Source organism: Pseudomonas sp. GW-45 (assembly GCF_056896675.1).
This window is the reverse complement of sequence record NZ_CM167674.1, coordinates 3,469,837-3,491,652: the sequence shown is the minus strand read 5'-3', so window position 1 is coordinate 3,491,652 and position 21,816 is coordinate 3,469,837. Positions and strand designations below refer to the sequence as shown.

General features: G+C 57.8%; 21 protein-coding genes. 8 read left to right on the top strand and 13 right to left on the bottom strand.

Translation table 11 applies throughout. From position 1 onward, the window contains the following. Positions 1-365 precede the first annotated feature (365 nt). Positions 366-1,274, top strand: coding sequence for a response regulator (locus tag AC1XYH_RS16470; RefSeq protein ID WP_483324197.1), 909 nt, complete (start codon positions 366-368; stop codon positions 1,272-1,274). Positions 1,275-1,277: 3 nt separating this feature from the next. On the opposite strand, the gene phoR is transcribed toward AC1XYH_RS16470, so the two are convergent. The 4 genes from phoR to AC1XYH_RS16450 all read right to left on the bottom strand — a co-directional run bounded on the left by phoR (position 1,278) and on the right by AC1XYH_RS16450 (position 4,871). Then, positions 1,278-2,570 (bottom strand): phosphate regulon sensor histidine kinase PhoR, encoded by a 1,293-nt coding sequence (gene phoR / locus AC1XYH_RS16465; RefSeq protein ID WP_483324196.1) that lies wholly within the window; start codon positions 2,568-2,570, stop codon positions 1,278-1,280. A gap of 62 nt (positions 2,571-2,632) precedes the next feature. After that, positions 2,633-3,322 (bottom strand): phosphate regulon transcriptional regulator PhoB, encoded by a 690-nt coding sequence (phoB, locus tag AC1XYH_RS16460; RefSeq protein WP_483324195.1) that lies wholly within the window; start codon positions 3,320-3,322, stop codon positions 2,633-2,635. Positions 3,323-3,436: 114 nt separating this feature from the next. Next, positions 3,437-4,327 carry a 4-hydroxybenzoate octaprenyltransferase gene (ubiA, locus tag AC1XYH_RS16455; protein ID WP_483324194.1) on the bottom strand — a complete coding sequence of 297 codons (891 nt, stop codon included), beginning with the start codon at positions 4,325-4,327 and terminating at the stop codon, positions 3,437-3,439. A gap of 22 nt (positions 4,328-4,349) precedes the next feature. Further along, positions 4,350-4,871 carry a chorismate--pyruvate lyase family protein gene (locus AC1XYH_RS16450; RefSeq protein WP_483324193.1) on the bottom strand — a complete coding sequence of 174 codons (522 nt, stop codon included), beginning with the start codon at positions 4,869-4,871 and terminating at the stop codon, positions 4,350-4,352. 205 nt (positions 4,872-5,076) lie between these two features. Between AC1XYH_RS16450 and AC1XYH_RS16445 the strand changes: the two genes are divergently transcribed. From AC1XYH_RS16445 to AC1XYH_RS16435, 3 genes are all read left to right on the top strand, one after another. Beyond that, on the top strand, positions 5,077-5,244 hold the full coding sequence (locus AC1XYH_RS16445) for a rubredoxin (RefSeq protein WP_483324192.1): 168 nt from the start codon (positions 5,077-5,079) through the stop codon (positions 5,242-5,244). Positions 5,245-5,268: 24 nt separating this feature from the next. Beyond that, positions 5,269-6,435, top strand: a complete 1,167-nt coding sequence (locus tag AC1XYH_RS16440; protein ID WP_483324191.1) for an NAD(P)/FAD-dependent oxidoreductase — start codon at positions 5,269-5,271, stop codon at positions 6,433-6,435. Positions 6,436-6,634: 199 nt separating this feature from the next. Continuing rightward, positions 6,635-6,907 (top strand): HU family DNA-binding protein, encoded by a 273-nt coding sequence (locus AC1XYH_RS16435; RefSeq protein WP_092287169.1) that lies wholly within the window; start codon positions 6,635-6,637, stop codon positions 6,905-6,907. Between the two features lie 60 nt (positions 6,908-6,967). Here AC1XYH_RS16435 and AC1XYH_RS16430 read toward each other — a convergent pair whose 3' ends face one another. From AC1XYH_RS16430 to AC1XYH_RS16420, 3 genes are all read right to left on the bottom strand, one after another. Then, positions 6,968-8,377 carry an HDOD domain-containing protein gene (locus tag AC1XYH_RS16430; RefSeq protein WP_483324190.1) on the bottom strand — a complete coding sequence of 470 codons (1,410 nt, stop codon included), beginning with the start codon at positions 8,375-8,377 and terminating at the stop codon, positions 6,968-6,970. Positions 8,378-8,474: 97 nt separating this feature from the next. After that, the gene (gene recG / locus AC1XYH_RS16425) at positions 8,475-10,559 is read right to left on the bottom strand and encodes an ATP-dependent DNA helicase RecG (RefSeq protein WP_483324189.1); all 2,085 of its coding nucleotides are present in this window, start codon (positions 10,557-10,559) and stop codon (positions 8,475-8,477) included. Continuing rightward, positions 10,556-11,470 (bottom strand): LysR substrate-binding domain-containing protein, encoded by a 915-nt coding sequence (locus AC1XYH_RS16420; protein WP_483324188.1) that lies wholly within the window; start codon positions 11,468-11,470, stop codon positions 10,556-10,558. The genes recG and AC1XYH_RS16420 overlap by 4 nt, the downstream gene beginning before the upstream one ends. 154 nt (positions 11,471-11,624) lie before the next feature. On the opposite strand from AC1XYH_RS16420, the gene AC1XYH_RS16415 reads away from it, so the two are divergent. Beyond that, positions 11,625-12,467, top strand: a complete 843-nt coding sequence (locus tag AC1XYH_RS16415; RefSeq protein ID WP_483326405.1) for an NAD-dependent epimerase/dehydratase family protein — start codon at positions 11,625-11,627, stop codon at positions 12,465-12,467. Between the two features lie 3 nt (positions 12,468-12,470). Here AC1XYH_RS16415 and AC1XYH_RS16410 read toward each other — a convergent pair whose 3' ends face one another. Beyond that, a complete protein-coding gene (locus tag AC1XYH_RS16410) occupies positions 12,471-13,757 on the bottom strand; it encodes a PQQ-dependent sugar dehydrogenase (RefSeq protein ID WP_483326404.1) in 1,287 nt (428 codons plus the stop codon). Between the two features lie 215 nt (positions 13,758-13,972). Here AC1XYH_RS16410 and AC1XYH_RS16405 point away from each other — a divergent pair, with 215 nt between their 5' ends. Then, positions 13,973-14,398, top strand: a complete 426-nt coding sequence (locus AC1XYH_RS16405; RefSeq protein ID WP_483324187.1) for an OsmC family protein — start codon at positions 13,973-13,975, stop codon at positions 14,396-14,398. 62 nt (positions 14,399-14,460) lie between these two features. On the opposite strand, the gene AC1XYH_RS16400 is transcribed toward AC1XYH_RS16405, so the two are convergent. From AC1XYH_RS16400 to gmk, 4 genes are all read right to left on the bottom strand, one after another. Then, the gene (locus AC1XYH_RS16400; protein WP_483324186.1) at positions 14,461-14,841 is read right to left on the bottom strand and encodes a RidA family protein; all 381 of its coding nucleotides are present in this window, start codon (positions 14,839-14,841) and stop codon (positions 14,461-14,463) included. Between the two features lie 16 nt (positions 14,842-14,857). After that, on the bottom strand, positions 14,858-17,005 hold the full coding sequence (spoT, locus tag AC1XYH_RS16395; protein ID WP_483324185.1) for a bifunctional GTP diphosphokinase/guanosine-3',5'-bis pyrophosphate 3'-pyrophosphohydrolase: 2,148 nt from the start codon (positions 17,003-17,005) through the stop codon (positions 14,858-14,860). A 64-nt stretch (positions 17,006-17,069) separates the two neighbouring features. Further along, complete coding sequence (gene rpoZ, locus AC1XYH_RS16390; RefSeq protein ID WP_483324184.1) at positions 17,070-17,327, bottom strand: DNA-directed RNA polymerase subunit omega; 258 nt, start codon at positions 17,325-17,327, stop codon at positions 17,070-17,072. A gap of 85 nt (positions 17,328-17,412) precedes the next feature. Continuing rightward, on the bottom strand, positions 17,413-18,036 hold the full coding sequence (gene gmk / locus AC1XYH_RS16385) for a guanylate kinase (RefSeq protein ID WP_483324183.1): 624 nt from the start codon (positions 18,034-18,036) through the stop codon (positions 17,413-17,415). Positions 18,037-18,181: 145 nt separating this feature from the next. Between gmk and AC1XYH_RS16380 the strand changes: the two genes are divergently transcribed. Beyond that, positions 18,182-19,429: a DUF2254 domain-containing protein gene (locus AC1XYH_RS16380; protein WP_483324182.1), complete on the top strand. Its 1,248-nt coding sequence runs from the start codon at positions 18,182-18,184 to the stop codon at positions 19,427-19,429. Positions 19,430-19,715: 286 nt separating this feature from the next. Then, positions 19,716-20,387 (top strand): GntR family transcriptional regulator, encoded by a 672-nt coding sequence (locus AC1XYH_RS16375; protein ID WP_483324181.1) that lies wholly within the window; start codon positions 19,716-19,718, stop codon positions 20,385-20,387. A 19-nt stretch (positions 20,388-20,406) separates the two neighbouring features. Here AC1XYH_RS16375 and AC1XYH_RS16370 read toward each other — a convergent pair whose 3' ends face one another. Beyond that, on the bottom strand, positions 20,407-21,771 hold the full coding sequence (locus AC1XYH_RS16370) for an NCS1 family transporter (RefSeq protein ID WP_483324180.1): 1,365 nt from the start codon (positions 21,769-21,771) through the stop codon (positions 20,407-20,409). Between the last annotated feature and the right edge of the window lie 45 nt (positions 21,772-21,816).

Here is a 21,816-nt window from a genome sequence, read left to right as displayed (position 1 = left end):
CAAGCTTGGCCAGAGGCAGGCAGTACCGCAGTGGTCGCGTGACGGCGCTCAGCCTGGGTTCGGCTGTGGTCAATTAGTGGCTGTACTGGCAGCACGGGGGATGGCTGGCTGCACTGGGCGCATAAACGAAAAGCTCGACCTTCCGTCGAGTTGATGAACTGCGTCAAAACCCACACCTCCGTGTCGGGAATCGACGACTGCGACGCCGCAAGGGCATCCGACGATCAAAAGAAAAATTACAGCACGTTGATCAACATAGTACAGCGCAAAAAACTGTCAATGGTGGCCCTTTGCTGTAAAGCTATTGGGGTTTTCATGAGCGCTCTGCGCTAAGCTAGGGGCATTCCCAGAGGAACCAAGAAACCATGGCAAAAGTGTCGGTCCTGATTGTTGATGACGCGCCCTTCATTCGTGATTTGGTGAAGAAGGCTCTACGCAGCCATTTTCCCGGCTTGCAAATCGAGGAGGCAATCAATGGTCGCAAGGCACAGCAGGTTCTCTCGCGCGCCAGCTTTGATTTGATTCTGTGCGACTGGGAAATGCCGGAAATGAGCGGCCTTGAGCTACTGCAGTGGTTCCGTGGGCAACCCGACAAGGCCGGCGTGCCTTTTGTGATGGTCACCAGCCGTGGCGATAAGGAAAACGTAGTCGAAGCGATTCAGGCCGGTGTTAGTGACTACGTGGGTAAGCCTTTCACCAGCGAGCAGCTGATCGCCAAAGTTAAAAAGGCGCTGCAACGAGCCGGCAAGCTGGGCTTATTACAGGGCTTGCAGGCGCCGCGTCCGAGCACCGGGATTGCGCAAAGCTCGGTGGCTAATTTGACCGGTGGTCGGAAAGTTGAATCTCCCCCAGCGGCGGTGCGATCGGAGCCCGTTGTGCGTGATGCCAATTTCGGCGGCGAGAGCAAAGCGGCCGCGCCACCCGCCGCCGCTCAAGCGGTTCGCGGGCAAGCGCAGCTGCGGCTGGCTGGCCAGCAGTTCGCTTGTGTAATCAAGACCTTAAGTCTGCGTGACGCCTTGGTGGTAGTGCGCCGTGGTGAACGCGTGCCACAGGTGTTTGAAAGCGGTGTGCTGGACATGGAGCAGGATAGCGATCAGTCGATTGCGCGCATTAATGCGTATGTGCACGCGGTTGCAGCGCTGGAGCCCAAGGTGGACTCTGAGTGGATCAAGGTGACGCTGAAGTTTGTCGATCAAGATCCGGAAAAGCTCGATTATTTATCACGTTTGATTGCTTCGGGTACGGCGCAGCAGCATTACAGCCCAAGCGCCTGAAACTCAGCTTCGGCGGCGCGGCGGAAAGTGGCAGATAAAACAGCTGCCTTCACTTTCTTTGCTGAGAATTTCTAGTCGGCCCTGATGGCGCAGCAGCACGTGCTTGACGATGGCCAAACCCAGCCCGGTGCCGCCCGTATTGGTACTGCGGCTGGAGTCCACGCGATAGAAGCGTTCGGTTAATCGGTTGATATGTTGGGGTGCAATGCCCACGCCGTTATCGCGTACCGATAGATGTTGCCCGGCCTCGTCACTCCACCAGTGCAAACTGACCTCACCTTGTTCGGGCGTATATTTCACCGCGTTAAATGCCAAGTTGGAGAAGGCGCTGCGCAGCTCACCTTCCACGCCATGCAAGTGCGTATTGCCCTCAATTTTCAAGCTGACCTGATGACCTTTTTCTCCCGATAGGGCCTGAGCATCCTTGCGGATGCTTTCGAGCATGGGGGTCACATCGATACTCTCGTCTTCGCTGGTATGGTCCGAGGTTTCCAGACGGGCCAGCAGTAACAAGTCATTCAGCAGGCTCTGCATGCGGTTGGATTGCTGTTGCATCTGCTGCAGTGGGCGCTTCCAGCGCGGGTTCATTTGCTCTTCGCTATCGAGCAATGTTTCCACGTAGCCAACCACTACGGTCAGCGGCGTTCGCAGCTCATGCGAGACGTTAGCCACAAAATCCTTGCGCATCTGTTCTAAGTTATGCAGCCGGGTAACGTCACGTACGACCATCAAACGCTCCCCAAGACCATAGCGGGTTACGGCGTATTGCAGCTGGGTATTGAGGTCTATCGGCGAGTGAATTTCCAGCGTTTCGCGGAAGTCGCCAGACTCGAAGTACTCAATGAAGCGCGGGTCGCGGATCAGGTTGTTGACGTGCTGGCCGCTGTCGTCCGGCGTACGTAGGCCAAGTAGTCGTTCGGCGGAGTGGTTCCACCATTCCAGGTGACCTTCCTTGTCGATCATTACCACCGCATCGCGCAGCGCCGAGGTAGAAGACTGGATGCGGTCGATCACTGCTTGGAGGCGCGCACGCATGCGCCCGTCGCGGCGCTGCAGATGGTAGATGCTGTCGAATATTTCGCCCCAGACGCCTTTGGCTTCCGGGGGTGGTTCGTTAGGGTGGGTACTCAGCCAAGCGTAGAAACGTGACATCTGGCGCAGTGTCCAGGTTAAGTAAAAGCCCAGGCCTAGCACCAACGTCCAGGCGGGCTGCTTAATTACCCAGCCGACCAGCAAGCATACCAGCACCAGCAGTAGAAGCTGGCTTAAGACGCGGCTGAAACTATTTTTACCCACAGAGGCTCCTTCGCCAACTCAATAACATCTGCACTCCGCTGCAGCTGAGTTGAGATGCGTTTTCAAGCCTTGGTTGAGAATCGATAACCGGTACCGCGCACGGTTTGTACCAGATGATCATAGTTGCTGCCAAGCGCCTTGCGCAGGCGCCGGATGTGCACGTCAACGGTACGTTCTTCCACGTACACGTTGCCGCCCCACACCTGATCGAGCAACTGGCCGCGAGTATAGGCGCGTTCTTGATGGGTCATGAAAAATTGCAGCAAGCGATACTCGGTGGGGCCCATCTCGGCGGGGCTTTCATCGATGGTAACCCGATGGCTGACCGGGTCCAGATGTAGCCCCGAAACCTCGATGGGCGATTCGCTGTCTACTGGTCCGGCGCGGCGCAGTACGGCCTTGAGGCGTGCGACCAGTTCACGGGGCGAAAAGGGCTTGGTGATGTAATCATCCGCGCCAACTTCCAGGCCTTGGATTTTGTTGTCCTCTTCACCTTTGGCGGTGAGCATGATGATCGGGATATCCAGGGTCAGCTCATCACGCTTGAGACGGCGGGCCAATTCAATGCCCGTGGTGCCTGGCAACATCCAGTCGAGCAAGATCAGATCTGGTTTTGCGTCGATTATGCTGGCGTGGGCTTGCTGGGTGTTCTCAGCCTCGATGCAGTCGTAGCCTGCCATTTCCAGTGCGACCGCGATCATTTCGCGGATTGGGGCTTCGTCATCGACGATTAGAATGGTTTTGCCTGACATGGTTTACCGTCTCGTTGCAGATTTCTGACATGCGCCGATTAGATAACATTTTTATTTCATTTATGTGACTGGCGCGAGACGAGTCAATGAAAGTTTGCAGTTTGGCTATTTAGCTCAGCCCAGCCAGTAGTCGAGAGCCAAGCCGATAAACACCAGCATTCCGGCCCAGTGGTTGGCCAGGAAAGCGTTTAGGCATGCCTGTGCGTCGCGCTCACGAATTAACCAGTGCTGCCAGGCGAAGCCAACAACCATACCCAGTAGGCCAAGATAGTAATAAAGCCCCAGTTCAAAGCGAGAGCCGACCAGGACCAAGCAAACTAACGTTAATCCTTGCAACATGCCGATGATGGCGCGATCCGCCTCGCCAAATAAAATGGCGGTGGATTTGATGCCGATGCGCAGATCGTCTTCGCGGTCGCACATCGCGTATTCGGTGTCGTAGGCCACGGTCCACAGTAGATTCGCTAGAAAAAGTAGCCAGAGGGCGGGTGGCAGGCTGCCGGCTTCTGCGGCGAAGGCCATGGGAATCGCCCAGGAAAACGCCGCGCCGAGCACCACCTGTGGGTAGAAGGTGAAGCGTTTGCAAAACGGATAGAGGGCCGCTAATGCCACGCCGCCGAATGACAGCATGATGGTTAGCTGGTTGGTGAATAACACCAGCACGGCGCTGAGCGTGACCAGTACTGCAAAAAGAATGAGGGCCTGTTTGGCGCTGATGCGCCCCGTTGCCAATGGCCGCTGTTTTGTGCGGCTAACATGGCCGTCGAGGTCGCGATCGGCGTAGTCGTTGATCACGCATCCAGCCGCGCGCATGAGAATCACGCCGAGAATGAAAATCACTAGATTGGCAGTGCTTGGCACGCCGTCGGCTGCCAGCCACAGGGCCCAGAGGGTGGGCCATAGCAGCAGATAAGTGCCAATCGGGCGGTCTAGCCGCATCAGTTGGATGTAGTCGTTAGCTTTTGGGTGCAGGCGCCCCAGTGGTTTGATCAGCAGACCTAGCAATGTATCACTCCAGACAAAAGGGTCAGGTGCCGGCCTTGGGCCAACCCTGCAAGAATACTTCACAGACCAGCAGCTGCAACTCGCCATCGGAAAAGTGTGAACGGCGTGCCCATAAATAGTCGGCACGCCAGTCGGCCGGTAGCCAGTCAGCTGGATATTGACTGATTTCAAGCGGTCCGCGGCAAATCTGTGGGTTACCAAACAGCAGATGGCCGAGGCTGGTGGTACCCAGTTTGTTCAGCTCAACGGCGGCGCTGCCAAGTGCGCTGAGCGGCGCTACCGAACGGGCAAAAACACGCGGTGCACCATCAGTGTGCAGCAACACCTGGCGTGCCCAGATTGGATCGCCGGGTTTTACGCCAAGGGCCTGGGCTTCGTCTGCACGGGCTGGTTGCTGGTTCTGCTCAAGTAACTGCACATGAAAGTCGTTGTTGCCGGCCTCGGTCAAACGCTGGGTCAGCGAGCCCTCCGCGCAGAGCCAGTCGAGCAAAGGAGCTGGTGGCGGTGTTGGGTGGCAATGGGTGGCAAACCAGTCGGGTAGCATGGCGAGAAGTCATCTCCGGCGGGCAGATTAAACGGTGCCCGGAAGGGTAGCATGAAATAGCTGTGACGCCGCTCTGGCATACGCTGATGCGTAGCGCTTTGCGGGTTGGGCGAGGGGGCTGGCCTTGGACTTGCATTGCAATTGCGGTAGTGTCGCGAGCAGGCAACATTCCAAGACACGTGTTCAATTGATACGGGTAGCAGCAATGAAGAAGTGGCAGTGTATCGTGTGTGGTTTTATTTATGACGAAGCTGAAGGCTGGCCGGATGACGGCATCGCTGCAGGTACGCCTTGGCAGGATGTGCCGGCAGACTGGATGTGCCCAGACTGTGGTGTGGGCAAGGAAGACTTCGAAATGATCGAGATTGGCTGATTCGCAGTTCAGGGAGATATAGACGTGAGTGACAATGCTCCGCTGGTCATTGTGGGTACCGGCCTGGCTGGTTATAACCTGGCCAAGGAAGTACGCAAGCTGGACTCGGAACGCGAGCTACTACTGATTACCGCCGACGATGGCCGCTTTTATTCCAAACCGTTGTTGTCTACCGGGTTCGCTAAAGCCAAAGAGGCTGACGAACTGGCCATGCAGGATGCGGCCACTATGGCCGAGCAACTCAATGCCGAGGTGCTGTTCCATACTCAGGTGACCGGCATCGACGTCCAGCGGCGAATGCTGCAGCTGGGCGACAAAGAGCAGGCCTATTCCGAATTGGTGCTGGCAGTGGGGGCTGAGCCGCGCCGTCTGCCTTGGGCCGATGACTTGGGTGATCGGTTGCTGTCGATCAACGACCTGCTCGATTATGGGCGCTTCCGCACGGCGCTAAAGGGCAAGCGCAAAGTAGTGATCATTGGTGCGGGTCTGATTGGCTGTGAGTTTGCCAATGACTTGCTGGCCGGCGGTTTAGAGGTCACGGTAGTGGCGTCTGATCCTTATTTGATGCCGCAATTGATTCCAGAACCGATTGCTGCTGCGGTGCAGAATCAGCTGGAGGCGCTCGGCGCGGTCTTCCACTTGGGGTGTGCCATCGAGTCGCTGGAGGCCGCTCAAGAAGGCGTTAGCTTGCGCCTTGATGACGGCAGCGTGGTTATTGCAGATCAGGCGCTTTCCGCTATTGGTTTGGCGCCGCGTTTATCGTTGGCCGAGCAGGCCGGGCTGCAGGTGGGCCGCGGCATTGTGGTGGATCGCGGCTTGGCGACCAGTCAGCCGCATATTTATGCGTTGGGTGATTGCGCCGAGGTGCAGGGTTTGAACTTGATGTACGTCATGCCGCTGATGACGTCGGCTCGCGCGCTGGCCAAGACTTTGTGTGGTACCGCCAACGAGTTGAGCTATCCGGCCATGCCAGTGATGGTGAAGACACCAGCTTGTCCGCTGGTGGTAGCACCGCCCTTGACTGCGGAGTCGGGTCACTGGAGCACCACAGGCGAGGGCAGTGATCTGCAGGCGTTGTTTCACGACGATCAAGGGCGCTTGCATGGCTTTGCGCTGACGGGCAGTAAAGTCGCAGAAAAGCTCAAGTTGACCCGCGAACTACCGGGCTGGCTGCTGGCTACGCCGAGCTGAACGGGACACTTTGGCCTTTTGTCGGGAAATTGGGTGCACAGGTCCTCGTTCACCGCTCTGACGGCTGGCGTAATTCAATCAGGCGTGCCATGCTGATCTTGCTGTGGCAGAGCCGCTGGACCGGCGGTCCAGCGGCTAAATCACTCCCGCTACGAGGATGTGGCGGTAACAACAAAAACAACAGAATATGAGGCTTTATATGCGTAAACCGGATCTCGCGGCGGCGATTGCCGACAAGGCTGACCTGAGCAAGGACCAGGCAAACCGAGTGCTCAACGCCGTACTGGATGAAATCACTCAAGCTCTGAGCCGCCAAGACTCAGTTACCTTGGTTGGTTTTGGTACCTTCTTGCAGCGTCACCGTGGTGCCCGCACCGGCAAAAACCCACAAACCGGCGCTCCTGTTCAGATCAAGGCCAGCAATACAGTGTCTTTCAAGCCAGGCAAGAGCCTTAAAGACGCCGTCAACTGATTGTACTGCGTAACGGAGGCCGTACTGGCCTCCGTTACAGTAAAGCCAGTTCCCTCATTCCTAGTTGCTCGTCTGGTACTTGTTGACCAGTACTCTTAACGCATCGCGCGCTTCCAGTACCTTCCCTACTACCTCTTCAGCCTTATCTTCAGTCAAGCCCAAGCGTGCTAATAGTGCGTCCGGTATCGGCATTGTCGGGCCTGAGCCAATTTGATGGCGGCTCAGCAACGCTAGGGTTAGATAAACCAAATTAGCGTAGACATGCTCATCACCCTTGTAATGCGGATTGTGCTGCTGGCGCAAAGCAGTACTGACTTCGTCGGGCATGTCCCAATAGCGCATCAGCCAGCTGCCAATCTGATCGCGAGTGACGCCAATCAAGTGTTGTTCAATCAAATGCGGTGCGACATGTGGGTTGGCCTCCACATGGCGGCAGATCATTTTGAAGTAGGGCGGGAATATGTAGGCCAGCACTAAATAACCAAAGTTGTGCAGCAGACCAGCCAGATAATTGAGCCCCAGCTCAGGACGCTGGTTACGCGGCATTGCTTTGGCCAGCCCTTCGATCACTGCCGCGGTGTAGATTGCCTGCTCCCAATAGGAGGTGCTGCGGTCAGGTGCATCTTTGGGTAGTTTGAACGTCTTCCCCAGCGCCAATCCAACGGCCAGGTTGATCACTAAATCAAAGCCCAGCACACGGCCAATGGCATCTTCTACCGAGCGAATTTTGCCGGGTGCAGCGTAGTAGGGTGAAGCAGCCCAGCTGACCACCTGAGCAGCCAGGCTCGGATCGGTTTCCACAACGTCGGCGAGATCATCGATGCCGGCATCCGGATTGACCCGCAACTTCATAATTTTTTGTGCGGTTTCCGGCAATGGTGGGATTTCGATGGTTTCTTCCAAGCGTTGCTTCATGCGCAGCGCAGTGAAGTTCTGCACTGCTTCAGACAGGTCCTGAGTATCTTGCTCAGGGCTGGCGGCAGGGTTGTTCAAGCTGCTTAACGGGATAGCAAAGCGCGCCATGCTGGCTTTGGCCATCAGCACCTTAGCGTCAGCCTGTGAAAGTTGCAGACACCAACCATGCAGGCCGCTGTCGAGGCTCACGTAGGGGTGATCCAGCAAACTCTGCTCGCATACGCAGGGGGAGTTGAACAGGATTGGCAAGCCGGGCAGCTCGTTGAGCTGATGTTTGCTTAAAATGCGTTGTAGTTCACTGTCGCGAACGGGTTGCAGATCGCGGCCAAGCAAGCTGCCGACCCGTTTAAGATCGAGCAGATGATCCTTGGGGATCAGTGAAAGCACGGTGCCAATACTGTCGCAGAGCAAGCTTGCTTGTACCTGCTGCGCCACCGGTCCGGCGTGCTCAAGTGGCCGCAGTTGGTAGGCAATGCCTTGTTGTTGCAGTAGTTTTTCGATCAGGTCAGGCAGGCTAGTGCCGTGGGTGTCGCGGACTGCTTCATTATTATTCATAGCGCTTTCCTTGATCCGTTGGCTGAGACGGGCTCAGGGCTTAAATCGTTTTAACCCGATCTTAGCACGACCGCTGATTGCTCGAGCATAACCGGCCTCAGACCTGGGCAAAATGCTGGCCCTGCGCTATCCAGCGATCGAGCAGCGGTTGTACATGTGCAGGGTAGTCGCTGGCCAGTTGGTGTGCTGCGTTTTGTACCGCAGGCAGCAGATCGGCATCGCGTATCAGATCGGCAACACGGAATTGCACCAGCCCGGTCTGCCGCGTGCCCAATACTTCGCCGGGGCCGCGCAGCGCGAGGTCTTTCTCGGCAATGACAAAACCGTCGCTGCTCTCACGCATGATGCCCAGACGCTCGCGACCCAGTGCCGAAAGGGGGGCGTGATAGAGCAGCACGCAGTGGCTGGCGGCGCTGCCACGCCCAACTCGGCCACGTAGCTGATGCAGTTGTGCCAGCCCTAGGCGCTCAGGGTTTTCAATGACCATAAGGCTGGCGTTGGGCACATCCACACCGACCTCGATCACGGTGGTGGCTACGAGTAGATGCAGATCGCCACCCTTGAATGCGGCCATGATTTCGACTTTCTCGGCAGCTTTCATACGCCCGTGAATTAAACCGATAGATAGCTCCGGCAAGCAGTTGCACAAGTCTTCCCAGGCGCTCTCGGCGGCTTGCGCCTGTAGTTGTTCGGACTCCTCAATCAAGGTGCAAACCCAGTACGCTTGGCGGCCTTCGGCGCAACCGGCGCGCACTCGTTCGATGACTTCCGGGCGGCGGCTGTCGGAGATCAGCACGGTATTCACGGGCGTTCGGCCCGGTGGCAGCTCGTCGAGTATTGATGTGTCCAGGTCGGCGTAGGCGCTCATCGCTAGCGTACGTGGGATGGGTGTCGCAGTCATGATCAACTGATGCGGCGAGAAGCCGCCGGCGGCGCCCTTGTCGCGCAAAGCCAATCGTTGTTGCACGCCAAAGCGGTGCTGCTCGTCGATGATCGCCAAGCCCAGGTTGTGAAATTGCACTTCGTTTTGAAACAGTGCGTGAGTGCCCACCACCATGGCCGCCTCGCCGGTGGCGATCATCTGCAGTTGGTTGGCGCGGGCTTTACCCTTGAGTTTGCCTGCGATCCAGGCAACCGACAGTCCAAGCGCGGAAAACCAGCGTTGGAAGTTGTTAAAGTGCTGTTCGGCAAGAATCTCGGTCGGTGCCATCAGCGCGACTTGCCAGCCGGCTTCCAATGCTTGTAGCGCGGCCAGCGCGGCCACCACTGTTTTACCGGAGCCAACGTCTCCCTGTATCAGGCGGAGCATGGCTTTGGGCTGCGCCAAATCAGTTAAAATTTCTTTTGCTACCCGAGCTTGAGCGCCAGTCAACGGGAAGCCCAGCTGTTGTAAGAAGGCCTCGGCCAGCTCGCCTTCGGCCTGCATCACCGGGGCGCGGTGGGCACGCATTTGCTCCCGCAGCCTAAGCATCGCCAGTTGGTGTGCCATCAACTCTTCAAAGGCAAGACGGTGTTGTGCCCAATGACGGCCGTCTTGCAGGGCTTCCAGATCAATATCAGGTGGCGGCCGATGCAGAATCTGCACCGCTTGATGGAGTGAGGGCAGTTGATATTGCTCGGCCAAGGCCAGTGGTAACCATTCGGGCAGGTGGTTGCCGTTGGCGAGCCAGCCCAATGCAGATTCGCTGAGGCTGCGCAGCCGTTGTTGTGACAGACCTTCGGTCGCGGGGTAAATCGGCGTAAGGGTCTCATTCACCGGCAACGTCTCTGCGCCGTCGAGGTTCTGCATTTCCGGGTGATAGATCTCCAGCCCCGATGCACCAGGCCGAACCTCGCCGTAACAGCGCCAGCGGCTACCCCGGCTGAGGTTGGCTTTGAGCGCTGCAGAGAAGTAATAGAAACGCAAGGTCAGGGTGCCGCTGCCGTCCTGAATTCTGCAAAGTAAGCTACGGCGCCGGCCCATGACGACGTCGGCGGCGACTACTACACCTTCGATCACCGCATCGAGCCCTGGATTCAAGGCGCCTATGGGCGTCACGCGAGTGCGGTCCTGATAGCGCAGCGGCAGATGAAAAAGCACATCCTGCACGCTGTTCAGACCGAGCTTGCCGAGCTTTTCTGCCACTGCCGGGCCGATACCTTTGAGTACCGTCAGCGGAGTGTGTTCTGCGACGCTACTCACTTGGCGGGCTGGCCCACCGAGCAAAGACGGATCGAGTCGCTAAGCATCTCGACGGCTTTGGGGCGCGGGAAGCTGGCGCGCCAGGCGATGGCCACCGTGCGGTAAGGCGCTGGAGCAACAAAGGTTTTGGTGACCAGTAGATCGGAACTGTAATAGCGGTCATCCGCCGCGGACATCGGCAACACGGTCATGCCGATGCCCGAGGCGACCATGTGGCGGATGGTCTCCAGCGAGCTGGACTCGACCGTGGTGTGCTTGTGTTGTTCTTCACCCTTGCGCACAGTGGGGCAGGCTTCCAATACCTGGTCGCGAAAGCAGTGTCCCTCCCCAAGCAGCAAGAGCTTGTTGTCGTCCAGTTCGTCCAGGCTCACGCTGGTGCGTTCTGCCCAGGGGTGGCTGGCGGGGATTAGCAAACTAAAAGGCTCGTCGTAAAGCGGCATGGTCAACACGTCCGGCTCTTGGAACGGCAGCGCGATGATGATGGCGTCCAGCTCACCATTGCGCAGCTTGTCACGCAGCACGTGGGTGAGGTTCTCTTCGATATACAGCGGCATTTCCGGTGCAACCTTGTGCAGTTGTGGCACCAGATGCGGAAACAGATAAGGCCCGATGGTGTAGATGGCGCCGACTTTGAGCGGTGCGGCCAGCTGGTTTTTACCGGCGCTCGCCAGTTCGCGGATGGTTAAGGCTTCTTCCAGCACCTTCTGCGCTTGCGCGACTATGCGCTCACCGATGGGGGTGACCCGCACCGCACTTTTGCTGCGCTCGAAAATCATGATGCCAAGCTCGTCTTCGAGCTTTTTAACGCCGACGCTGAGGGTCGGCTGCGACACATGGCAGCGCTCGGCTGCGTGGCCAAAGTGCTGTTCTTGAGCAAGGGTCACTATGTAGCGTAATTCGGTCAGGGTCATGACGTCGTAGCCTGCGCTGGCAACTGGGAAGGGTGGGGCTCTAGCATAGCCGTTTGATCGATAGAGTAAAACAATCAGGCTGCGCCTTATGTAAGCGAATCTACGCAGCTGGGGCTGGTAGAGTGTGGCACTTGAACTAATCAATGAGGTGGATATGAAACAGGTGGTCATTGCCGGCTGCGGCGACGTGGGTACAGCGCTGGGACTGAAACTGTTGGCCCAAGGTTGGCAGGTGTATGGTTTGCGGCGTGATCCGGCGCAGCTGCCTGAGGGCATATTGCCGATTGCCGCTGATCTAACCGGAGCAGACAAGCCGGCTGATTGGCCGGCCAAAGTTGATTATCTGGTTTACTGCCCGGCTGCGGGCAAGCGCGACCCTGAGTTGTATCAACGACTCTACGTCGATGGACTGGAACACGTGCTGGGCTGGATAAAGGATAGCGGCCAGCGACTTAGCTATCTGTTGCAGGTGTCGAGCACTGGCGTTTACGCGCAAACAGAGGGCGAGTGGGTCACTGAGAACAGCCGCGCTTTGGCCGATTCACCCACCGGCGAGAAACTGCTGGCGGCTGAAGATGTAGCGCTACGCAGCGGCGTGCCCGCCAGTGTGGTGCGCTTAGCCGGTATTTACGGGCCGGGTCGTAATCGGCTGATTGAGCAGGTACGCAATGGGCTGCACGTGCCGGCGGAACCGCCGCAGTACACCAACCGTATCCATCGTGACGATGCCGCCGGCTTGCTTGCGCATTTGCTCGGTTTGGCTGACCGCAAAGCGTTGTTGGCGCCCTGTTATCTAGGAGTGGACGACGATCCAGCGAGCCTGTTTGAGGTCACCAGTTGGTTGGCTGAGCAGTTGGGCACTAGCCTGCAGGCTGATGCACCGGGCTCAACTCGCAGCGGCAGCAAGCGCTGCAGCAACGAGTTGGCCCGTGAAACGGGTTGGCAGCCAGAGTACCCCAGCTTTCGCGAAGGCTACGCCGAGCTGCTTAAGGCTTGAGTCTCAAGGCTGGCTGGCGGCGCTGACGCGCCAGATCACATTGCCAACGTCGTCTGCCACTAGCAGCGCACCCTGTCCGTCGATAGCCACGCCAACCGGGCGACCCTGTGCTTCGCCCTTGGCGTTGAGGAAGCCGTCTAGCACGGTATAAGGCGCATCATTCGGGCGGCCCTCCTTGAAGGGGACAAAGAGCACTTTGTAACCGCTGTGCGGCTCGCGATTCCAGGAGCCGTGCTGACCAATAAACAGTCCTTCGGTGAAAGGCGCAGGCAGACGGCTGCCAACCGCATTGCTCAAACCCAGTGAAGCGGTGTGGGCGCCGAGTGCGTAATCCGGCACCAGCGCCTTGGCAACCATGGCCGGGTTCTTAGGACTGACGCGTTGATCTTCATGTTGGCCGTAGTAGCTCCAAGGCCAACCATAGAAGCCGCCGTCCTGCACTGATGTCATGTAGTCGGGCACCAGGTCGTTACCGAGCTCATCGCGTTCGTTGACCACTGTCCACAGTTCGCCGCTGTAGGGCTCCCATGCCATACCTACCGGATTGCGTAAGCCAGAGGCGAATAAGCGTTTATTGCCGGTGCTAGGGTCGATTTCCCAGATTGCGGCACGATCCTGCTCTTGATCCAGGCCATTCTCCGCCACGTTGCTGTTGGAGCCTACGGCCGCGTACAGCTTGCTGCCGTTAGGGCTGGCAATCAGATTTTTGGTCCAGTGATGATTCAGCGGTCCGCCCGGCAGTGCGGTCACCGGCTCACCGGTTGCCGTTATCTGCGTCTGATCGGCACGGTAAGGGAAGCGTACAACACCGTCGGTATTGGCTACGTACAGGGAGTTGCCCACCAGCGCCATACCGAAAGGCGAGTTTAAGTTGTCGAGAAATACCGTGCGTTGATCTGCCACGCCGTCGCCATCGGTGTCGCGCAGTAGGCTGATGCGGTCAGCGCTTGGCGTTACAGCACCGGCTTTGCTCATCACTCGCTTGGCCATCCAGTCCTTCACGCCGCCGCTACCTTCGGGTTCGGCCGGCGCGTTGGTTTCTGCCACCAGTACATCGCCGTTGGGCAGCACATGCAGCCATCGAGGATGATCTAGCCCCTGGGCGAATGGTTGTACTTGTAAACCTTTGCCGGCCTGCGGCCTGGCGTTCCCTTGCCAGCCTACCGCCGGTGCGATATTAACCGTCGGCAATGTGCTGCTCTGCGGCTCAGGCAGCGCCGGGTGTGGGCCCATGCCAGCGGTGATAGGTAGCGCTGGTTGAGCGCCACAACCGGTCAGCGTTAACGCAATGCCGAAAAGCGAAAGATAGAGACGCGGGGAATTATTCACGGGATTTCCTTGTCGGTGTTAAGGCAGCCGAAAAACGGTTCAGCATACTGGAGGTACTTGGCAACCTCTATCACTGACCTGTCTGCGATGACGACGTTCACTCGGCTGACATGATTTTGCACGACGCCAGATGGCCAATCGGCCATCGGTTTACTCGCAATATTGAGGAGAAACATATGGATAAGTCAGCATCAGCTCATTGGCAAGGCTCGTTGAAAGAGGGCAAAGGCACTATTTCAACCGAGAGCGGGGCACTGAAGGCCAATCCCTACGGCTTTAATACGCGTTTTGAGAATGAGCCTGGCACCAATCCAGAAGAGTTGATCGGCGCAGCGCATGCGGGCTGTTTTTCGATGGCTTTCTCCATGCTGCTGGGCGAGGCAGGCTACACGCCGGACAGCGTTGATACCAAAGCCGTGGTAACGCTGAGCAAGCAGGATGATGGTTTTGCAGTAACCGCGGTAGCGCTGACCATGACTGCAGCGATCCCAGGTATTGAGCAGAAAGAGTTTGATGAGATTGCCGGCAAGGCCAAGAGCGGTTGCCCGATTTCCAAGCTGTTGAAAGCAGATATCAGCCTGAATGCCAGCTTGAAGAGCTAAATCAGGCTCAGTAAAGCGTGCAAGCTGGGGCATTGCGCCCCGGCCTGCTTGGCTTCCAGCTTCTAGCCAACCACCATGATGCCGTCCATTTCCACCGGCACGCCCTTGGGCAGTGCGGCTACGCCAATCGCGGCGCGGGCTGGATAGGGCTTTTCAAAGTAACGCTCCATGATCCCGTTGACCGTGGAAAAGTTGCCCAGATCGGTCAGGAAGATGTTCAGTTTTACGATGTCTTGCAGTGTGCCACCGGCCGCTTCGGCCACTGCGGTCAGGTTGTCGAATACGCGGCAAACCTGCGCTTCAAAACCTTCCACTACTTCCATAGTGGCCGGATCCAATGGGATCTGACCAGACAGGTAAACCGTGTTACCTACCTTGATGGCTTGCGAATAAGGGCCGATAGCGGCAGGTGCCTGCTCGCTGGTGATGACTTGCTTGTTCATGAGTGCTCCAGAGAAATCAATTCTTCAGACGGGTAATGCGCATCACGCCGTTGAGTGAGCGAATACGCTTGATCAGTTGTGACAGGTGTAGTCGGTCGCGCACGCGGATCACCAGCTGAACCACACTGATGCGGCCGTCGCGTTCATCCACGCTTATCTTGTCGATGCTGGCATCGGCGACCGTGATGCCGGTCGCCAGCTGGGCGATGATGCCGCGCTGATGCTCCAGCTCCACCCGCAGCTCGATGGTGAATTCGCCGCTGACGTCTTTGTCCCAGGTCAGGTGCAGCGTTTTTTCAGTGTTCTGGCGGCTATCGACGAGGTTTTTGCAGTTTTCCTGATGGATCACCATACCCTTGCCGGAGGACAGATAACCGACAATCGGGTCGCCAGGGATGGGGTTGCAACAGCGTGCAAAACTGACCACCAGGCCCTCTGTGCCGCGGATCGCCAACGGCTTCTCGCCGCTGCCGGCGGGCCCATCGGCTTGATCAATTCGGTGTTTTTCGGTGTCTTCGCCGCCACCATCGGTGGCCAACAGGCGCCGTGCGACCACATAGGCCATGCGATTGCCGAGGCCGATGTCGGACAGCAGGTCTTCCAATTCTTGCATGCCGCAGTCGTTGAGCACTTGCTCAATGCGCGCTGGGGGGATATCCGCCAAGTGGGTATCAAAACTTGCCAGCACTTTGTCCAGCAGGCGCTCGCCGAGCGCGATGGATTCGGAATGACGCTGGTGCTTGAGGAAGTGGCGGATGTTGCTGCGCGCCTTGCCGGTAATCACAAAACTCAACCAAGCCGGGTTTGGGCGGGCGCCGGGCGCGGTAATGATCTCAACCGTTTCGCCGCTCTGTAACGGCTCGGAGAGTGGTGCGAGGCGCCGGTTCACCCGGCAGGCTATGCAGCTGTTGCCGATATCGGTGTGTACCGCGTAAGCGAAGTCGACCGGAGTGGAGCCTTTCGGAAGCTCCATAATGCGGCCTTTGGGGGTGAATATGTAGACTTCGTCCGGGAACAGGTCGATTTTGACGTTTTCGATGAATTCCAGCGAGTTGCCGGCGTTCTGTTGCAGCTCAAGTACGCTCTTTAGCCATTGGCGGGTGCGCGCGTGGTTACCGTTGATCACATCATCCTTGGATTTGTAGACCCAGTGAGCGGCGATGCCGCTGTTGGCCAGCTCTTCCATTTCAGCGGTACGGATCTGAATTTCGATTGGCACCCCGTGCATGCCGAACAGCGTGGTATGCAGCGACTGGTAACCGTTAGCCTTGGGGATCGCGATGTAATCTTTGAAGCGCCCAGGGAAAGGCTTGTACAGACTGTGCACCGCGCCAAGCACGCGATAGCAGGTGTCGGGCTTGTCGACGATGATGCGGAAGGCGTACACATCCATGATCTCGGTGAAGGCCTTTCGCTTGCCGCGCATCTTCTGGTAGATACCGTACAAGTGTTTCTCGCGGCCCATCACGGTGCCTTGCAAGCCTTCACGCTCAAGGCAAGCTTGTAGCGCATCAAGAATTCGGTTGAGAAGCTCTTTGCGGTTGCCTCGCGCGCTACGCACGGCGCGATCAATTAGCCGTGAGCGCATGGGGTGCATTGCCTTGAAACCGAGATCTTCGAACTCGGTGCTCAGGCTGTGCATGCCCAGGCGGGCGGCGATGGGCGCGTAAATCTCCAGCGTTTCTTTGGCGATGCGACGGCGTTTTTCCGGGATCAGTGCGCCGAGCGTGCGCATGTTGTGTAGCCGATCAGCCAGCTTGACCAAAATCACACGGATGTCGCGGGCCATGGCCAGCGCCATTTTCTGAAAGTTCTCGGCCTGCGCCTCGGCCTTGGTCTCGAAAGTCATCTGGGTCAGCTTGCTGACGCCATCCACCAGTTCGGCAACGGTTTCACCAAACTGGGTAACCAATGCGTCTTTGGGTATGCCGGTGTCTTCGATCACATCGTGCAGCATGGCGGCCATCAGGCTTTGATGGTCCATGTGCATATCGGCAAGAATATGGGCTACTGCAAGGGGGTGGGTGACGTAAGGCTCACCACTGCGACGGGTCTGGCCGTCATGCGCCTGTTCTGCATAGAAATAGGCGCGCCGGACCAGGTTGACCTGGTCTGGCTCTAGATAACTACCGAGGCTATCGGCAAAAACTTCTATCGCAGACATGTAGCTCTCCTGCGCCCACCGTGGTGAGCGTATACATCAGGAATGCACGGCCTGCGCAATCTGCTTACTCGGCTTCGTCAGATTCCATAGAGTAAAGCGGCTCTTGCTGATCTTGCAGAGCTTCTTCGGCCATGATTTTGTTGGTAAAAAGACCTTCGGCAATTTCACGTAAGGCAACGACGGTCGGCTTGTCGTTTTCCCAAGCTACCTTGGCTTCTTTGCCGCCGGTGGCCAACTGACGTGAACGCTTGGAGGCCAGCATGACCAGCTCAAAACGATTTTCTACATTTTCCAGGCAGTCTTCAACGGTGACGCGGGCCATGGTGTTACTCCGGAACGGGTATTTATGAAATCGAGGGTGCGCCCTTATTCAGGACGCAGGACCGAACAGTGTACTGAATTGCGCCTCAGTCTGACAAGAGCGCTTGCAATAAGCGAGTGTGGCGTAGCTGTTGAGAGCTGGTTTGCAGATGCTTGGCACGTAGAATAGCTTTGAGGTCTTCCAATGCAGTGGTGAAGTCATCGTTGATCACCAAGCTGTCGAATTCGACGTAATGGCTCATTTCAGCAACGGCTTCGGCCATGCGCTTTTCGATCACCTCGCCAGCATCCTGGCCGCGCCCGGTCAGGCGATCACGCAGGGCGCTCTGCGATGGAGGCAGGATGAAAATGGCGTGTGCTTGCGGTAAAGCGTGGCGTACCTGCTGCGCGCCCTGCCAGTCGATCTCGAGAATCAGGTCATGGCCTTCCGCCAAGGTAGTCTCTACGGTGCTTTGCGAGGTGCCGTAAAGGTTACCGAATACCTCTGCATGCTCCAGAAAATCGCCGTTGCCAACCTGCTGCAAAAACGCCTCGCGGGTGGTGAAGTGGTAATTAACGCCGTCCACCTCGCCGGGCCGCATGTCACGCGTGGTGTGCGAGACGGAAACGTGCAGGTTCTCGGTCTGCTCCAGCAGCGCCTTGACCAGGCTGGTCTTGCCTGCACCTGAAGGGGCGGAAATAATGTACAGGGTGCCGGTCGCGTGGCTCATCGAAAACTATATCCTGCGAGTTGGTTTACGGGGGAGTGGCGCAAATTATAGGGACATTGGTCGCTGCCGTCATGGATAACCTTTGCTTGGCGCAATCCGCTAAGCTGTCGCCTATCGTTGAATCGCAACAGGAAATGCATCGCTGATGATCTCCAAATGGCAATGGCTGCTGGCGCAGCTGAGCCGTACCCTTTGGGTACGGGCGTCGCTTTATGTCGTTTTTTCGATAGGTGCCGCGTTGCTGGCAGTGCTGGTCGAGCGGATGCTGCCCGGCCCTCTGCCCATCGACATAGGCGCGGATGCCGTAGAGCGCATTCTGGATATTTTGGCCTCCAGCATGCTGGCCGTGACCACCTTCTCGCTGAGCGTGATGGTGGCGGCCTACAGCTCAGCGACCTCAGAAGTGACCCCGCGCGCCACGCGGCTTTTGATGCAAGACACCACCACGCAGAACGTCCTCGGCACCTTCATCGGCTCCTTTCTTTACAGCCTGGTGGGTTTGATTGCCTTGAGTACCCAGGTTTACGGAGAAAGTGGTCGCGTGCTTATGTTTGGCATGACGATGCTGGTAGTGGCGCTGATTGTCATCACTATGTTGCGCTGGATTGAGCATTTATCCCATTTCGGCCGGGTGGGGGATACCACTTCGCGGGTCGAAGAAGTGGCCGCTCGCGCGTTGAATGACCGTATCAACAACCCTTGTCTGGGCGCCCGTGCGTTGCAGGAGGACAGCACTCCCGCTGACGCTCGTCCGTTGTATCCCGAGCACAGTAAATATGTGCAGCATCTGGATGTGGCGGCGCTGGCTGAGTGCGCCGAGGAGCGTGATCTGGAGCTTTATGTGGTGGTGCTACCCGGTGGGTTTGTTCATCCGGCGGCACCCTTGCTATGGCTGCGCGGTGAGCAGGATGAAGAATGTGATCAGGCGTTGCGCGACTGTTTCACGTTGGGTGAGCTGCGCTCTTTTGATCAAGACCCGCGTTTCGGGTTTTCGGTTTTGTCCGAGATCGCCTCGCGAGCTCTGTCGCCGGCAGTGAATGATCCGGGAACCGCTATCGATATTCTCGGCCGGGGGGTGCGTATGTTGTCGGCCTGGACTGATTACGAACAGCCAGGCAAGGCCGACGAGGTGCGTTACCCGCGTGTTTGGCTCATGCCCCTGAAGTTGGATGACCTGTTCGACGACCTGTTTGGCCCGATCGCTCGCGATGGTGCGGCACGTATCGATGTGCAGTTGCGACTGCACAAGGCTATGCAGGCGCTGACGGCGCTGGCCCCGGTGTTTGCCGGCCCGGCGCAGCGCTTGGGTCGTGAAGCCTTGGCGTTGGCGGAGCACGCCATGGTGCTCGAACTGGACAAGGAGCGTGTGCGCAAACTGGCCGCGAGCGCCTGAAGCGCAGAGTCCGGCTGCTGCATTACTCGGAGGCACAGTCTGACTCCGCAAGGCTTGTCTGATGCGCTCGGTGTTCTGATGCCACCTTTCTGCATTGATTGGCAGCAAGCCCACTAAGCACGTTGCGTCGTATGCCTCACCCCGAAATGTATACAATAGCGCCCAAAGTTGAACCCACAGCGTACAGAGAGATGTTTTGATGACGTCACACCGGCCCACGTCGCAACCTGACAGCACCGACCAGCCTTCCGCCAGTGCAAGCGGAAAAGCAGGATCTGGTAAAGGGGTGCAGCGCCAGGATGAGATCTATCGGGCCATCAGTGATGCGGTGATCGAACATCGGCTAAAGCCGGGCGCGCGGTTGCGCGAAGATGCCTTGGCCGAGGTATTTGGTATCAGCCGCACTGGTATTCGCAAGGTTTTGCAGCGTTTGGCGCTGGAGCAGTTGGTGACTCTCACGCCGGGCAAGGGAGCCAGCGTAACGCGGCCTTCAGCCGAAGAAGCGCGTGAGGTATTCGAGGCGCGGCGGTTGGTTGAGAGCGGCTTGCTGGCCATGCTGACGCGGCGGATCACGGCGGATGAGCTAAAAGAGCTGCGGGCGTTGGCGGGTGAAGAGCAACAGGCGCTGCAGGAGCATGAGCAGAGCGTCGCGATCAAGCTATCGGCGGCTTTTCATAACCGGCTTGCAGCCTTGGCGGGCAACCAGACTCTGGCGCGCTTTGTGGATCAACTTTGCTCGCGTTCATCGCTGATTCTGGCGGTGTACGGGCATGCCGGAAATCTGGGTTGCGAGTGCAATGATCACAATCAGCTGGTTGATTTGTTGCAGGCTGGGGAAAGTGAGCAAGCGGCCACCTTTATGTGCCGCCACCTCGACTCTATAGAAGCCTCGCTATCGATAGAAGACGCCCCCGAAGAGGCGCCGGACCTGCGTGATATCTTTTCTGCCTATCAATAACGCCTGAGCGCCGCCGTGGTTACTGGCGGAAGCGTTGGCAAGGCGCCCAGTACTTCATCAGCAGGTAATAGCACAGGCCAGCCGGGATCAAACTGGCGTACCAGGACACAACGGCGATATTCAGCGCCACTACTGCACCCACGGCTGTCGCGATCAGCGCTGCGTAATTGACTCCCCGATAAGGCCCCTGGGCATCATAGAGGTGCTCCAGATTGAGGGTGCGCTTGCGCAGCAGATAGTAGTCCACCACGAGAATCGCAAAGATCGGGCCGAGGAAGGCGGAGTAGGTCTGCACGAAAACCTGCAGGCCCGCAGCCGAATCGTCGCTGACCAGTTTCCAAGGAAAGGTAGCGAAAGCCAGTAGGCCCACGATCACGGTGGCGGGTCGGAATGACAGCTTGAATACATCCATCAGCACGTAAGTTGGCGGCACCACGTTGTTCAATACGTTGGTGGTGACTTGCGCAAAGGCGATGAACAGCAATGTGGTCATCAGCAGTGGGGTGTTATCCACCGCATTGGCAAACACTTGAATAGGGTCCGCCACGCCGGTTGCCTCAGACACCATGTAGCCAATCAGGCCCATGAACAGCGTGCAGGGCAGAATCGACATGGAATACAGCGTGGTCAGCAGGCCGGGGCCGCTGCCGTGTTTGTGCTCACGGGAGTAATCGCTGACGTTGAGGATCATGGTGCTGTAAATGCCGAGGAACAGCATGGTCGCGCTCCAGAACGGCAGCCCCCACGAGCCTTGCATGGTGAACAGACTGCTCGACAGCTCATCGCCGTAGCGCTGTACCGTGCTGTAGAACATGTAGACCAAGGATGCGAGAATAAAGGCGCTGCCGACGTTCTCCAGCCACTTGATGCCTTGAAAACCCATCACCGACAGCCCAATCTGCAAAAACTGGAAGGTGATAAAGAAGAACACCAGGTTGTCGAAACCGAACAGGGTTGCGGACACCATATTCAGCGCGCCGGCACCGATCCAGCTCTGAAAGCCGTACCAGACGATGGCAGGCACCGCGCGCACCAGGCCGGGCAAGCGCGTGCCGCCGAAGCCAAAAGCGCTGCGCGCCTGCACCATAAAGGGGATGCCGTATTTGTAACCGGCGGCGCCATTGAGCACCAACGCGATACCGATAACGAAACAGCCGATGGCGATGGCCAGCGTGGCTTGAATCAAGTTGAGGCTGCCGACCACGCTGGAGCCCATAGTAAAGGTGCCGATGGAGACGCAGCCGCCGAACCAGGCCAGCAAGTAGGACAGTCGCCCCATAATGCGGGTTTCCTGCGGGGCGAGTGACTCTTCACCCGGCGCTTTGGTCTCGACCTGTGACTGCTCTGGCAGGCTGCTCTGCGCTGCGGTGGCGTCGGTTTTCATGAGGCTGCCTCGTGACGTGAGTTTTTCATTGTTGTCTCCTTTTTT